This is a genomic window from Pirellulaceae bacterium (assembly GCA_019636385.1).
Lineage (GTDB): Bacteria > Planctomycetota > Planctomycetia > Pirellulales > Pirellulaceae > Aureliella.
Genome location: JAHBXT010000001.1, coordinates 1,175,485 through 1,190,227, shown reverse-complemented (window position 1 = coordinate 1,190,227; position 14,743 = coordinate 1,175,485). Strand labels below are relative to the sequence as shown.

Genomic DNA, 14,743 nt, shown 5'->3' with positions numbered 1-14,743 from the left:
CAAGCCGCTAGTCAAAAAAACCAGATGAACTTTAGGCCCCGATAATCGCTCTGTTCGTTAGACATTAACGGGCTGCGGACGGTCCTGAGCGTTTTGCTGAATATCTGGTTGCCCACTAGACCGCCTGCCATTTTCCGGCGATGCTGGTACACCCAATTCAATCCACGTAACTGACGAAGGAGCACTTGCTAGTCGCCATGTTCGATACAGTTTCACTCGCGCCACCCGATCCCATCTTGGGTTTGTCTGATGCCTTTGCCAGCGACAGTCGAGCCAATAAAATCAATCTGACCATTGGAGTTTACCAAGACGATCAGGGGCGAACTCCGGTTCTACAGTGTGTCAAGCAAGCTGAAAAAGTACTGCTGGATACCGAGCAGACCAAAGGCTACTTGGGCATTGACGGCTTAAACGCCTTTCGCAATCAAGCAGTCAAGCTGGCATTGGATGGTATTGTTCCTGGCGATCGAGTCACGTCGGTGCAAACGCCCGGCGGCACGGGAGCTTTGAAAGTAGCGGCGGATCTACTGCGCAAAAACTTCGGCCCGATTCGGGTCTGGGTCAGCCATCCAACGTGGCCTAATCATGTGGGGCTGTTTGAATCAGCAGGATTGGTCGTCGAAAGTTATCCCTACCTGACTGCTGACAAGAAGTCGCTCGATTTTTCAGCCATGCTTGATACGCTCCGCAGCCAGGGCCGGCCGGGGGATGTTATTTGCCTGCATGGATGCTGTCACAATCCATCGGGTATTGATCCAGATGCTGGACAATGGAAGCTGATTTCTGAGTTGGCTGCTGAAACGAAAATGCTGCCACTGATAGACTTTGCCTACCATGGATTCGGCGACGGCCTGGAAGAGGATCGCATTGGTCTGAAAGCAATTGGCGCACAACATTCGGAATTCTTGGTGTGCAGCTCATTCTCGAAGAATTTTGGACTCTACAGCGAGCGGGTCGGTGCGCTGTTGGCCGTGTGTGCGTCGCCTGCGCATGTTGTGAACGTTGGTAGCAGCGCCAAGCAGGTGGTCCGTACCAATTACTCGAATCCTCCGCGGCATGGCGGTGCGCTGATTGCGACGATCTTGGAGGACGAAGCGTTAAAGCAGTTGTGGATGACCGAGCTGACTGCAATGCGCAGCAGAATTCACGACATGCGACAGCAATTGGTGGCCGCTATGGCGGTTCGCCAGAGCGAGATTGACTTTTCGTTCCTGCTCAAGCAGCGCGGAATGTTTTCGTTCAGTGGCCTGTCTCAAATGCAGGTTGACTGGCTGCGGCGCGAACGTGGCGTCTACATCGTTGGCAGCGGGCGGATCAATGTGGCTGGTATCACTTCGGCCAATTTACCAGCGCTAGCCGATGCCATCGCGGCTGCACTGCAGGGCTAAAAGGTTTCAGGGGCCACCCTGTGGCGTGTGTAGCCACCGGTAGTTGCCAGCCTCGCGACAGCCAGCGTAGTTGCAGCTTAGTCGCTTTCACGGCGCATGGTGGTCGAGGCTTGAAGGTTCGAACTGAATTGGAGCATCGGAGTCGCTAGCCAGCTCACCGACGATGAAGGTACAGACAGCGATACCGTTACCGGTGTTCCGGCCGCAGCGACGGCCAAGCCAATTGGATTGACGTTCACCTGCACTCCCGAGACGTTCGACCCCGCCAACTCTTGTTGAACTCGAGCCACCACTTCGGAATTCGAGACGCCTGGCAATGCTCCCAGTCGTGCGCCTTCTCGGCTGGCGTTGACCATAATTTGCTTGACCATCACCATGCGGCCCACTTCGATCATGCCCATGGTCAACACCATCATCAGTGGAGCGATCACGGCAAATTCAACTGTGGCAGCACCCCTGCGGCGTTGCGTTTTACGTCGGCTTAACCTGGGCTCGCAAATTCTATTCTTGTTCATGGCATTGATGTCCAGGATGTTGGGCAAATCAAATTCTGAATGCAAGCGCTAAACTATTCAGCCAGTGTCACCGGCTTCATCACGTAGTTGCTTGATTGGCTGTTTGTTGATCTGGTTCCATACGTAGCGATCACTGGAGCTGGCTGTACGATTACCTGTTTGGAACTCATGCTGCCAGTCAATTTCACGAACATGATCCGTACCCCCACCCAGCGCGTGATCGTATACATGGCGTTATTGCCGTTCCCACTCACCTGAGAAAATAGCGGTATGATTCTCTTTTGCCCGATGATCTGGTCAAATTGGTCCTTGACGGCTGCACTGATACCTGTGTCGCCATTTAATGTCATGGTGCCGGTGAAGCTATCCAAGGCCAGAGGTTTGCCCAGGGCGATCAGGTCTTGATGAGATATGCCGTGCAGGATTTGTCGCTTGATATCGTTGGTAGAATTGTTGGCGCTGCCGATATCTACCGTGCCTCGATTTCCAGGCGACCCGGTGCCTTGTGGGAATAAATTGACTTCCAGGATGCCATCGCTGCCTGGAGAAACCGTGTTTGTCAGGGCGTTGAATCTATAGTTGTCCGAACCACTGCCGCCGGCAGCGGTCAACATGTTGTCCCATGTTTGTTGGTCGAGCGCAAAGGGCAAGACGTTCAGGGTGTCCGTCGACCCAGCCGGCAGATTGAATCCGGAAACCGAGCGGGCCATTACGGCGGTAGATTCTACAACTAGATTCTTATTGGTATTGCCAAAGATTCTGCCGAAGAAGAAGGGCACGCTGCCGTTGAGATCCTCGTTTTTATGCAGCTTGACACGAACCGCATAGTACGGTTTGCTGGCGTCATTGGAAATCACATCCCCGCGCATTTGGCCGACATAGCCGACCTGTACCTCGCCTGGATTCAGACTAGGATTGCTCTGACAGATAGGATTCAATTGCGCAAAGTTGTTGGCTGAGTTCTTAGCTAGTTCCGAAATGTCAGCCATCGACAGATCGGGGTCGCTCTGCAGCTGCTGATAAACTTCCCAACAGCCAGCTAACGCAGCGCTATCGGCACTGCGAATGGCTTCTGATCGAGCCTGGGCCAGATAGCCAGTATCGATGGCGAAGGCCAGCATACTGAACAATACGAACATCAGCACTGCGGCCAAGACTAGAGCCGCTCCGCGTCGCGTTTGGCGGTGCTGTCCACGTGTTGAGCGGACTAGGTGACGATAATGGATCATGATGTTAGCTCCTTGAATCACTCGACCGATACTGGGGCCTATTGGGCTGGTTGGTCAACACCAAGTTCTAGCACTTGACCATTGAGGTCAATGATGCGCAGCGTCTTCAATCGCAAGGAACTTACTCGATTGCCACCGAAAGTGGCTCCGGAATTGGCCAACGAGTGCTGGTAGTTGTAGCCGGTCAGGCCGCCGGGAGCGAAGGCAGCCGGAATGTGCAAGAAATATCCATTGCCACCGAAGTTGCCCCAACTTGCGCTACTGCCCGACTGTACACCAAAGGCAAATCCAGCTTCAACTTTTTGCAACACTGCGGTCCATGTTATGACCTCTGATTCGTGTGTCAGTTGAATCAGCGGCAGACAATGAATATGCCCCAAAATCTCATCATCGTGAGTCACTCGGACCTGTACTCCGCCCGGACGAAAATCGGGCTTCAACGCGTAGTTCAAGTTGACTTCCAAATGCAAGTCCGGTGCCTGAGCAAACGGCATCATGGCAATGGTAACCTGCGGTGCGTCAATCGCCGCGTTAGGATGGTGGATGGTCAGTTCCCAATCTTCTTCGATTCTGACGATTTCGTTTTGAGCTGTCACCGTTCCGCCAGTTACAGCCAGTCCGACGAGCATTGCCGCAGTCCACAGTGGTTTGTGCATAATTCGCGTTCTCCGCTACCGTTTTCGAGGATGTGTTCGGGCATCTTCGCGGCTCTGGCCGATGTTGGTATTGTCGCAGAGTGAATCAACCAGAAATCTGGTTCAAGCAGATGCGACTCAGCCATTGCTCCGTCTCATCTCTGAATCGAGAGCCAACTGAAACGTAAGTTACGAATCGACGTCAGGCAAGCAAAAATTGTTGAATTCCTCTGAGTGTGGTCGCCAGGCAACATTCCATGTCTGGCAGTGTCTCAGAAGTGCCACACTACGTGGAAAAGTACCTGCTAAGAAGATGATTTCCATAAACGGAAGCTACTTGAGCAGTAATTCAAGTTGTCGCAAGTCTTGAGGGCGATGGGCTGGATCAAAGTCCAGAGACTGCTCGTCGTGTATCAATTGGCTATACCGCTTGACCATCTGCTGTCGTAGATTGACGTCGGCTGTGGCGATGTAAATGCCCACGACGCGAACGGTATCTGACACGAACGCGTAACCATTTTCAATTCGCTGCGGTATATCCCGTATACCTTCGGAATCTGCAGCAAACACTTGGACATCAGCTCCCAGCCATTCAGGTAGTCGAAATCGCAATTCAGCGGCGCGTGGTTGGTAGCGGAACTCGCGCGCCTGCATGTCAGGTTGATAGGTCAAGTCGTGTGCGGTCAACAGAACTGCGTTTGGGGTGGCGATGCTGCACAAATCCCACGCTGGTCGATCCTCATGCAGTTCGCGGCGGTACTCGAAGGCATCCCCGCGCAAGAAGATTTCATCCAGCAAGCGAATCTCGCGGCCGACGCGCGTCATAGGCTCGATCAAATCCGGGTATTTCAGCAGCGATTTGAGGCTCAGGTTGAACCAATACAACGACGTGATGCGGTTGCCCAGCGCATGCCAAGCTTGACTGCGCAGCTCATCGGCTGTCGGCGAACCCCGTCGAGGCACCAGAGCGTTACCCCAGCCGTGGTGAGCTCCTTGCGACCAGTATGCGATAGGCATTGGTCGGCTATGTTCGCGTAGGCTGCGCGTCATATCACCGATGGTCTCCAGCGGTGCCCCCCAAGCGATCTTCGCATCTCCCCACTCATAGCCACGCCACCAATCGGCAGCCGGAGCAATCACGCGATAGGCATCGTAGTGCGGATAGTCCGATAGCCCGGCGTAGTAACGCCAAGAGCGTTCCTCGCTCAGCGTCACTGACGTTGGCAAGCGGCTGGAGCGGTAAGGCTCCAGCATTTGCCAAACTTCCTGAGGAGGTATCGGGCGTCCACCACCAAACTGCGGTTCGCCGATGAATTCGACAGCGTGAATGGTAGGTAGGGCTTGATCGTTGTCGTAACGAGACAGGTCGGCCAAGCGGTTAAACCGCTTCAGCGGGTAGCGGGCATACAGCTCCGGATTGTCGGTATATCCTGGCACCTCCTCGAAATGCCCAGTATTGATGTGCATCCTGGCCAAAGTTTTCAGATATTCTTCGCACGCTAAGCTGTGGCGGTTGCCAACTTGTGATGCGATCCATCCACCGCTGATGTCAAACTGTTCGGCTTTGACTTTCAGCGTCGACCACAGCGATTCTTCAGTTCCGCCAGTGCGAGATTGGAATCGTACTTCGACCACAACCTGCTCGCGAGGTACCTGGATGTCGTCGACGACGATAATGGCCTTTCCAGGACCGGCCAGTCGACCGTCGGTCGGATAGTACCGAGGCTGCTGGAATTCTGTTGTGGGTAGGAAGACGCGCCCCTGCGATCTAGGAATTGCGGTCCACAACCGCACTGACCGCAGCAACATTTCCGGCAAGTGCTGGTTGTGAACGTGAATCACAAGCTGGTTCGGATAGGGATTATCTGATAATTGGCCGTCCGCGCTGGTGCTTAAGAAAGTAACCGCCGATTGCCAGGCCTTGGGCGAGCTAACGACAAAACTCAGCTGGCGACCATTAGGTAAATCGATGTCGTGGCGTGTATCGACGCCCCAACTGGCTGACCAGCCGTTGATTTTCCAAGCCAGTAGTCCTTGTGGAGGCAGCGCTAGAGTTTCCTGGCCCCACACTGCGGGCGTATCGTGCCAGGCCCATTTCGTAGCTGCCAGTAGCTGTTGGGGGGATTGGCCATCAAACCGAATCTGTGAAACATCGCTCAGGACAAGCGGTTGATCTGTCGTGTTCTGGATAAACAGCTCTACGCGAGCTGCCAGCTCAGCATCGGATGGCCGCCGCCAGCGAAGCACCGCAGATTGGCTGTGGGGAACCGTATTCATGCCCACGATCTCCTGGGCGGCGACAGGTGCACCGTGAAACCACCAAACGGCAGATGCGATCAGTACGATTCCAGCAAGGTGTTGCTTAGTCATAGAATTCCAGCCCACTGTTCCCTGCGTGTAACGGAAAGAGTTGTCGGAGTTAGATTTTAGGCGATGATATGCTGCGGTAGCAATCATGAACAGCGGCTTCGTCAGCATACGGGAATAGGTTCGATGAATCGATCTAAATTGGTGAAGATTTGTGCACTATTGGCAGGATCATGGCTAGTGGTTATCGGCGGCGACGCACGAGCGGTGCAGCGGTCAGTGAACCGCCTGATTGTGGAGGGCCCAGAGCTGCGCCCCTGCGAAATCACCGTACGATACTTTCGTGCCCGCCAATTGACGAAATCGCTGACAACCCGAATTGCATTGCAAAATGGTCAATTTGTCGAGGAATTAGAGACGGGCTTTGATGGCATCGAGGTCTACGTCCAGACACCCGCCTTTCCGCTCAAGGGAAGCTTGGTTATCCAGGATAAGGTGGTTGACGATACGGATCTGCAGCAACCCGGTTTGATCAAACTCAGTAGCGGTAAGGTGGGTCGGGCTGAGTATCAACCGGGTTCCATTGACTTGAACAAGAATGACATCAAGCTGGTCGAAGCCTTCCACCAAGCACGGGAGCGACAATCGACCACCGAAGCCTTGATTTCCAGCTTGCCCTCAGCGGAAGTAGACGCTCCTTGCCTGGACGTGTTCTTGCGAGAGCTCACAGGGTTCATTGGGCCTTCGCTAGCCGATAAACAGCTAACTGCCGGTTGGATGGCCTGGAGCGAGGCTGCCGGAACGCGAATTTTGGCCGGGGCACTGCAGGGTCAATCCGGAGTCTGCGGGTTGCGACTGACGGCGGTCGGCGGCAAGATTTCTCGCGTCGAGATGAACTGCCCGGTTCTACCTGACAACTATTTTCGTGAGCCGCTGGATACAACTTCCTATGTCCAGCAGGCTGAAACGCTGACTCGGGCGCTGTTCGCTGGCAAGGCCGAACAAGCTCATAAAATGTACGCACCAGCCTATCAAGAGCAGGTGAAAGTTGAGCAACTGGCACAGTTGTGCGAGCAACTCCGCCAGCGATACGGGCAAACGATAGAAAGCTGCGAACTGAAGCGTCATTACCTGTTAGCGTACAATTTTCAACAGCGAAGCCAGGTATTGCACATCGATCTAATTGTCCGACTGGACAACGGGGTCCGCTGCACAAGCCGTGTCGTCTTCAATATTCCGAGCTCGCGCAATCAAGTTGGTCGCGCACAGTTAGGGGCGATCAATGTGGTTCAAGCGTTCCAGAGTTCACATTCGTCGTTAGCTAAAGCCACGCAAAAGTTGCTTCAGGACCTAGGTCGGGGAATGGAGTCGCAGGCTCTGGTAAACAACTATCCTGAGAGGCTTCAGGCGATGGTCAACCAGCCTCAGACGCAAGCTCTCCTGGACCGCTTGTCGAAACGATTGGGCGATAGCCAGCCGGAAATCGACTTTGATTTATGGAGCGTCAACGGTTTTCAGGATTGGCTGCAGGCTTCTGGTCCCGTTCGCTGGAATCACGAGGACTATTACGCAGAAATCCAGTTCGTGGGCGACGATCGTTGGTTGGGGATGTCGATTTACGGTCCCGCTGTTGCCGAATCGACATTGGACCTCTTCGATTTTGCCCCTCAGATACCTGAAGCTGCCAGAATGTTTTGGCAGCAACTGCTAGGCAATCAGGTTCAAGCCGCACACGGTATGCTGGACCAAGAATTCCAGCAGCAACTACCGCTGGCCGACTTGCAGAAGCAATTAGACGAAGACCAACGACTAGGCTCGCCAGTCAAAAGTGTGGTAGTTGATCGAGTTCGACTATCCAACAACGTTTTTCGGCCCCAGGCTGTGGTGGCATCGGTGTTTCTGACCGCAGTCTTTGATAGTGGCAATTCCTTGCCCTTGACTTGCGACTTGTCTTGGCCGACCGATACGGCAGAAACGGCTACGCTGTTGGTCACGGATTTTTCCAGCGAGTTCGCCAATGATTTTCCGGTCAGCTCAATTCCACTGGCCGAAGGCGAGCGTGAGGGAGCACAAGCGGCGATCGACGCGTTCATGCAGACGAGTGTCGAACCATTGCTAGCCCTGGTAGATCCTCAACAGCGGCAACACGTGGATCGAGCCGCGCTAACCGCATACTTGCAGCAACTGAAATTGGAGGCGGGCAACATGCAGTCGCCGGTGTCCATCGCCCGCACCGTTGAGTACGAACCAGGTAGTCAGCGGTATCGATGCAACGCAATTCTGGTCGGCGAAAAGAACTTGTTGCCAATCGAAGTTTGGTTCCATGCCGGCTATCTGGAACGATTCACGATTGCGCATCCACCCATGGACCAGTTTCCAATGCATCTGACGGACACCTCCGAAATCGAGCGCCGTATCGAAACCTTCATCAAACACTGGTTTGACGACCTGAACAGCGCGCGGCAACTCATGGTGCCCTCGCTGTATTCCGAGGCGTTTGCACAAGCACTGTTAGATTTTCGTCAGCAATTTGTCAGTCAGTGCGGTGCACTCGAAGATTTTGATATCAATAAAATCGGTCCTGTTGGGGGGGGTGGTGGACTGGAATATGAGGTCACCCTGAAGGGTGCCAACAATCATAAAGTTGTAGATTTGATCGTTGAAGTTGGAGCGTTCGGCGGTCTAGTTTCTAGTGTTAGTTTCTAGCCAATTGAAGTTTGAATTGGGTCAATTATTTGACTCACAACTAGCTTAAAAGTTAGATATTGCGAATGATATGCACTGTATTCAGATTAGCGCAATCCGATGCGGAAGCTACGTGGTTAATGCTTCGTAAGTGCTTGTGTTTTGTGCACTTATGGAATTTATTGGGTGGTGGATCCAGCAGCACTTTTGGTGGTGTGTACTAAGAAATAGGGGCTAACATACATATCGAATTTCCCCGCGACGATACACCCATTTGTCCGGTGAGAGCGGTTGTCAACAACGTCCCGAACCGCTTGCCGTCAGCGACGACTCGCCAGCCGGAGTTTGGGACGATTGAGCTAAGAGTTGGGGAGTGTCCAATACGAAATTACAGGCAGCGACTACCGGGACATTGGACATGAGAAAACAAAAAACCGCACTCGGCCTTCGGGTCGAGTGCGGATTGGATCGCTTTCGTTCAGAAAGCGTGTTCGGTGAGTAAGTAGTCGAAACTACTTCTTCTTGGCAGCCTTCTTCTTAGGAGCTGCCTTCTTAGCTGCCTTCTTAGGAGCTGCCTTCTTAGCTGCTGCTTTCTTCTTAGCCACGTTTTCTTCCTCCGATAACGGAAAACCAGGAGCAGGAGAACTATTTGCAACTGCAGCCACACGCTGCAGCCGCCCCCTGCTCTGAACCTCAAGAAAATCGCCGCTTCCCAGAATCTAGTGGTGGCCACCACCCTGTCGACCCCGGCAAACTGCAATTACCTACGTCCTTGAAAAACATTTATACAAATTACTTCGGTAATTGCAATACGTGTTCAACACGGAATACACAGAATTCTGACATTTTTTCCACGGGCGAAACCTTTGAAAGCGAAAGCTATGGAATTGAACTGTATGAAGGTCCGATTTCGCATTCAATACAGTCCACCACCCTGCTGCAGAGATTGCCAGTTGGAAACGGCTAACATCAAAAACATCAGTCCAACCATCGGTTGACCGTAGGTCAGCATTAGCAAACCCAGCAAGCCACCAATAATCACCGATGCCCAGCACGCGGTCTCTCGAGGTCGATTGACGTTGGCCATGACCAAAGCATTCAACAAAATCTGTCCTCCGTCGAGCGGAAATATTGGGGCTAGATTCAGGATCGCCCAAGCTACGCTCGTCCATATCAGCGCATCGAACAGACCGTAGAGAGCAATGGTGCTTGGTGCTGAGCCCAGTGGCAGATTCAAACCGAGCGAATTCAACCAGACAGTTAACTGCATCGGCATTTCAATCGCCAAACCTATTGCGAAAAGCAGCCCGGCCAGTCCCAGTTGTGCCGCAGGTCCCATCGCCGAAACCAACAGTTGCTCGCCGGCCGAAGTGCGGCGCCTTCGGGCCCCGTCCCAACTGGTGAACGAATCGTTTACCGCCATGCCACCAAAGTGATACAGCACGATATGTGACTCTTGACCATAACGTCGCCAAGTCACAGCGTGACCTAATTCATGGACCAAGATCGTTAAGAACACGGCAGCCATCCAAATGACCAGCATCATTCCTGCGCCCGGAGAATCCGCTTGCCAAATCATGGCAAGCTGGTCCAACGACTGGCTCCAGCCCCAGCCGAGGACGGCCGCCATCAGCCAAAACGACCAGCTAACCCGTACTGGAAACCCGAAAGTGGAAAAGTTTAGATCGTACGGGCTCGGGGCAGGAAGACCAAACATCAAACTTGACTCTCTAAAGACGTGCTTGTCGATTTCGTTCTGAAAATGCCGGTGCAATCATCTAATTCATGGCATATGCCAGTTCGACTCAGCTACACTCCGTAGGTGATCAGGCTAGGAGTAGCTAATGCTGCATTCGTATTTGGCCGCTCTCCTTAAGCCGTCTCGCGTGCCAGAGCTATCAATTCACCTGCACCGCGCTCCAGCAGTCTTTGTGACAATCGTTTTCCGATCGTAGCGGCCTCATGCAACGGGCCGCTGGCGCACTCGTTCAATTGTCGATGTCCGTGGATGTCCAGGACGCGGCCGTGCAGCAGCAATTGGCCATTGTGCATCATCGCCAGCCCCGCAACCGGTGCCAGGCAGCCCGCCCCAAGCCCGCGCAGCAACTCCCTTTCAGCCACGACGGCTCCGTAACTGGTAGCATCATTTAATTGGCTCAAGACTTCGCGAGTTCGAGTATCATTCGCTCGGCACTCCAAGCCCAGGGCGCCTTGACCAATCGCCGGCAGCATCTTGTCTTGCGGCAAGGTCTCAGTCACGCGGTGGATTAACTCCAGGCGGCTGAGTCCGGCCGCAGCTAGCACAATCGCATCATAATGCCCTTCATCCAATTTGCGTAACCTCGAATCGACGTTCCCTCGAATATCAGCAATCGTAATGTCTGGTCTCCAGGCTCGCAATTGAGCGGCGCGGCGCGAGCTGCCGGTGCCGACGCGTGCACCTGTCGGAAGCTGTTCGAACAGCAGTCCGCCAGTGCTAATCAGGCAATCAGAGGTTGTCTCACGCGTGGGTACGGCTGCCAGGACCAGTTCCGGTATCGACATGGTGGGCAAGTCCTTCAAGGAATGGACGGCCACGTCGACTTTGCCTTGCAGCAATTCTCGCTGAATCTCTTTCGTGAAAAGCCCCTGGCCGCCTACCTGGCCTAAAGAGGCCGTCGAGATATCGCCACTGGTGGAAATGATGGTCAGTTCGCATCCCCAGCCCAGTCGCTGCAACCCATCGGCAACCCATCGGGCCTGCCATAGAGCCAGCTTACTCCCACGAGTACCAATCCGAATTGATCGCAACGATGATGTCCTGTGAATTATTGGGGGTAAATCGAGTCTCGGGCCTGCGTCTCACATGACACAGCCTTCCATGAGATCGTCTACTTGCCGGTTCGCTACCACCTTGCCGCTGCCGAGAAGCTGTCATCGAGTGGTACTCGCCAGACTTTCAAAAATCTACCACAATTGTGCCTGGTCGATCGAGAGCACCCCGGCTGAAGACCGCAATCCGAACGGAGTTTTTTCTTGAACAAGCACAACCAAACTAGCCGACCGACGGGCAGCTTGACCTACGACAATCGCGGACGCGTGGTCATCGTCAGTGGCGGTTCTAGTGGAATTGGCCAGGCGGTGTGCAGTGCGTTTTATGACTCTGGTGCTGCCGTTGCCTGCATTGATGTGGCTCGACCAGACCGGCCCGACGATGAACGCTATTTGTACCTGCCAGCGGATGTATCCAGCGAGCGGCAGTGTGCAGACGCTGTTCTGAAAGCCACTGAGCGTTTTGGGGGACTGGACGTTCTGGTGAACAATGCCGCTATTCAGCCTCCTGATTCCTATGTGCCCTTAGATCGGCTGGAAAACGCCGCGTGGCAGAGGATGCTGTCCGTCAACCTGAGCGGTTACACCTTTTTAGCCAAACATGCGGTGCGGCAGATGCTGCGGCAAGGCTCCGGCGTAATTGTCAACATGAGCAGTGGCCAGGGACATCGAACGGCGCGGCAAGTCCCCTGCTATGGACCAATCAAAGCCGCAAATCTGCTGCAAACGCAGCAGTGGGGCGTCGAATACGCTCGATTAGGTATTCGCGTGGTTTCGGTGTCCCCCGGAGCGACCGATACTCCGCTAGTCCGCGCCAGTTTGCAGGCTCAGGGCGGCCGGGCGGCCCTGGCCAATCGGCACCCCATGGGGCGGCTGGCCCAGCCACTTGAGATTGCCGAGGCTGTGTTGTGGCTGTCCAGCTCTGCCGCGTCGTTTGTCACGGCCACCGACTTGGAGGTTGACGGCGGGCTAGGAGCGCTGGGTGCCTTTGCAGATCCCTATCCCGAATTGCAATAAGGCGAGCGGCAGTTGACAATGTGCCGTAGCTACATTTCAGCCGCTCGTTTTAACTCCTCAGACAGCACAGGCACCCTTAGACAGATTAACGATGGACACAATCATCAATTATTTTTCAACCATACCTCCATCCCACCGGACGCTGATCTTGGTTGGGGGCATCGCGCTGTTTTGGATCATCGAAAGCGCCGCGCCGCTGTATAAAATGAAATACAGCAAATGGCGACACGCCGGCGTGAACATCTTCTTTACGATCACTACCATCCTAGTGAATTTTTGTCTCGCGTTTGTGATGGTGACGATCTCGGATTGGGCACAGGGTTCAAGATTCGGACTGCTGCACTGGCTACCAGCCATGCCCACTGTTGTTTTCATGGTTCTGGGATTGCTGTGGCTGGACTTGGTAGGGGCCTATTTGCCCCATTTTGTGGAACATAAAGTCAAATGGATGTGGCGATTTCATCTAATCCATCACACGGACACGAATGTGGATACCACCACGGCCAATCGCCACCATCCAGGAGAGAGTGTTATCCGCTTTGTGTTTACCACCTTGGCGGTCACGACCGCCGGGGCACCGATGTGGATGGTGATGCTCTATCAGTCGATGTCCGTGGTGTTGTCGCAATTTAATCACGCCAACATCGGCTTGCCGCAGTGGATAGATCGAGCGCTCAGTTGGGTAATCGTTACACCCGATATGCACCACGTGCACCACCACTTCACGCAACCACAGACCGATAGCAATTACGGCAATATTTTTTCGATCTGGGATCGGCTATTTCGTACCTTCACGACGATGGATCGCAGTCTCTTGGTGTACGGCATTGACACCTACCCAGATCCCCAGGAGAACTCGTACGTCACCCCGCTGCTGAAGATTCCGTTCATGAAGTACCGCGATCCACCGGGCAGCAAATTCTCCTCTTAGTCTCGCTGGCTATCCAGTTGAGAGCTACAAGTCGTTATCAAGCATTGATTTTCGCTGCTGACGGATGATTTCGCGAATTTCCTCAGTCGCATCGCGAATCTCGGCGCGCACGTCATCCTTAACCGAATAATCTGGGTGGCCCGCGCGTTTTAGTTTTTTGAGTTTTTCTAGCTTGACCGGTGGAACCAATCTGGAGGAATGATTCATTGGTCTGTCGCTAATTCCAGCAACATGAAAGGTTCCAATCAACAAGCTCAGCACGACGCCTGCCGCCAAGACTCGCCCGAATCTTCGACGGCAAGGTGCGGTGACTGGCGCTGGTTGGACTGCCACCAACAGATTGGGCGATTGAGATTGATGCTGAGTGCGACGGCGCAACCACAGATGCGATAGACCCAAAAGGCTCAACAGCCCGCCGACTGCCAGTCCCAAACGCCAGATGCGCTCGCCCTGGCGCTGTTGATTCAGCCACAGGGCTAGTTGCCGACGTTGCTCGGGCGTCACGTCGACCATGACCCACTTCTGGAACAGTGGGCCGGAACTAGTCTGAATTTGAGCTACATATTCATGACCATCTCTCAGCAAATTCTTGCGTATGAAGTCTGCTGATAGGTGACTGCTGAGTATCTGTGCTGCCTGTGAATTGGATGTGAGTTGCACAACATACTCGCGCATTGCCGCTTCAAGTGCCGCATTAAGGCTGGCATCCAGTTCGTCTTCAAGCGTAGTTGGAATGGACTGGACGACGAAATGATGAATTTCCGATTGATAATCTGCGGCAGCGTTGGTCCAATCCGGCCGATCTTTGGGCAGGAGCGCACTTCCCGGCTCGACAGACAGTGGATGCGCTGGCCCCGCTGGGGAGGCTTCGGCAGCGATGGTTGAGGGTTGGCTGTTGGCCGCAGACTCCCTCTCCAGCGTAGCAGATTCCTCCAGGATCGCCGGTTGAGCAGCGTCAGTATCGACATCGCTGGACTGGTCCGCCGACTTTGCTTCTTGGAGCGCTTCCGGTTTCTTTGAATCTGACGTGGCCGATATTTCTTGGCCTGCATGATCGGCAGCGCGCTCGGTGATTTCGACGGAAACATCCACCGACGACTGTCCTACGGCAACACGGACTGAAATCGGCGAGAGAACCAGCATTAAGAATGCAACGATCCACACCGGCGACTCGCCCCAGACGCAACAGCGGTCATCGCTGTACAGACGCTGACACATGGCATAC

The 14,743-nt window shown here is 54.0% G+C and carries 11 protein-coding genes; 4 read left to right on the top strand and 7 right to left on the bottom strand.

What is annotated here, in order from left to right; all coding sequences use genetic code 11:
• The first annotated feature begins 197 nt into the window (after nucleotides 1–197).
• Entirely contained in the window at nucleotides 198–1,388 is a 1,191-nt protein-coding gene (locus KF752_04565; protein ID MBX3420812.1) for an aspartate/tyrosine/aromatic aminotransferase, read from the top strand.
• Nucleotides 1,389–1,465: 77 nt separating this feature from the next.
• On the opposite strand, the gene KF752_04560 is transcribed toward KF752_04565, so the two are convergent.
• From KF752_04560 to KF752_04545, 4 genes are all read right to left on the bottom strand, one after another.
• Nucleotides 1,466–1,903 (bottom strand): pilus assembly protein, encoded by a 438-nt coding sequence (locus KF752_04560; protein MBX3420811.1) that lies wholly within the window; start codon nucleotides 1,901–1,903, stop codon nucleotides 1,466–1,468.
• Nucleotides 1,904–1,956: 53 nt separating this feature from the next.
• Nucleotides 1,957–3,132 carry a hypothetical protein gene (locus KF752_04555; protein MBX3420810.1) on the bottom strand — a complete coding sequence of 392 codons (1,176 nt, stop codon included), beginning with the start codon at nucleotides 3,130–3,132 and terminating at the stop codon, nucleotides 1,957–1,959.
• Between the two features lie 38 nt (nucleotides 3,133–3,170).
• Entirely contained in the window at nucleotides 3,171–3,788 is a 618-nt protein-coding gene (locus KF752_04550; protein MBX3420809.1) for a hypothetical protein, read from the bottom strand.
• Between the two features lie 312 nt (nucleotides 3,789–4,100).
• Entirely contained in the window at nucleotides 4,101–6,137 is a 2,037-nt protein-coding gene (locus KF752_04545; GenBank protein ID MBX3420808.1) for a hypothetical protein, read from the bottom strand.
• 123 nt (nucleotides 6,138–6,260) lie between these two features.
• Between KF752_04545 and KF752_04540 the strand changes: the two genes are divergently transcribed.
• On the top strand, nucleotides 6,261–8,780 hold the full coding sequence (locus tag KF752_04540; protein MBX3420807.1) for a hypothetical protein: 2,520 nt from the start codon (nucleotides 6,261–6,263) through the stop codon (nucleotides 8,778–8,780).
• Nucleotides 8,781–9,675: 895 nt separating this feature from the next.
• On the opposite strand, the gene KF752_04535 is transcribed toward KF752_04540, so the two are convergent.
• Nucleotides 9,676–10,476, bottom strand: coding sequence for a site-2 protease family protein (locus KF752_04535; GenBank protein MBX3420806.1), 801 nt, complete (start codon nucleotides 10,474–10,476; stop codon nucleotides 9,676–9,678).
• Between the two features lie 155 nt (nucleotides 10,477–10,631).
• Nucleotides 10,632–11,549, bottom strand: a complete 918-nt coding sequence (hemC, locus tag KF752_04530; protein ID MBX3420805.1) for a hydroxymethylbilane synthase — start codon at nucleotides 11,547–11,549, stop codon at nucleotides 10,632–10,634.
• A 225-nt stretch (nucleotides 11,550–11,774) separates the two neighbouring features.
• Here hemC and KF752_04525 point away from each other — a divergent pair, with 225 nt between their 5' ends.
• Nucleotides 11,775–12,587, top strand: coding sequence for an SDR family oxidoreductase (locus tag KF752_04525; GenBank protein ID MBX3420804.1), 813 nt, complete (start codon nucleotides 11,775–11,777; stop codon nucleotides 12,585–12,587).
• A 91-nt stretch (nucleotides 12,588–12,678) separates the two neighbouring features.
• The gene (locus tag KF752_04520; GenBank protein MBX3420803.1) at nucleotides 12,679–13,518 is read left to right on the top strand and encodes a sterol desaturase family protein; all 840 of its coding nucleotides are present in this window, start codon (nucleotides 12,679–12,681) and stop codon (nucleotides 13,516–13,518) included.
• A gap of 24 nt (nucleotides 13,519–13,542) precedes the next feature.
• On the opposite strand, the gene KF752_04515 is transcribed toward KF752_04520, so the two are convergent.
• Complete coding sequence (locus KF752_04515) at nucleotides 13,543–14,736, bottom strand: hypothetical protein (protein MBX3420802.1); 1,194 nt, start codon at nucleotides 14,734–14,736, stop codon at nucleotides 13,543–13,545.
• Between the last annotated feature and the right edge of the window lie 7 nt (nucleotides 14,737–14,743).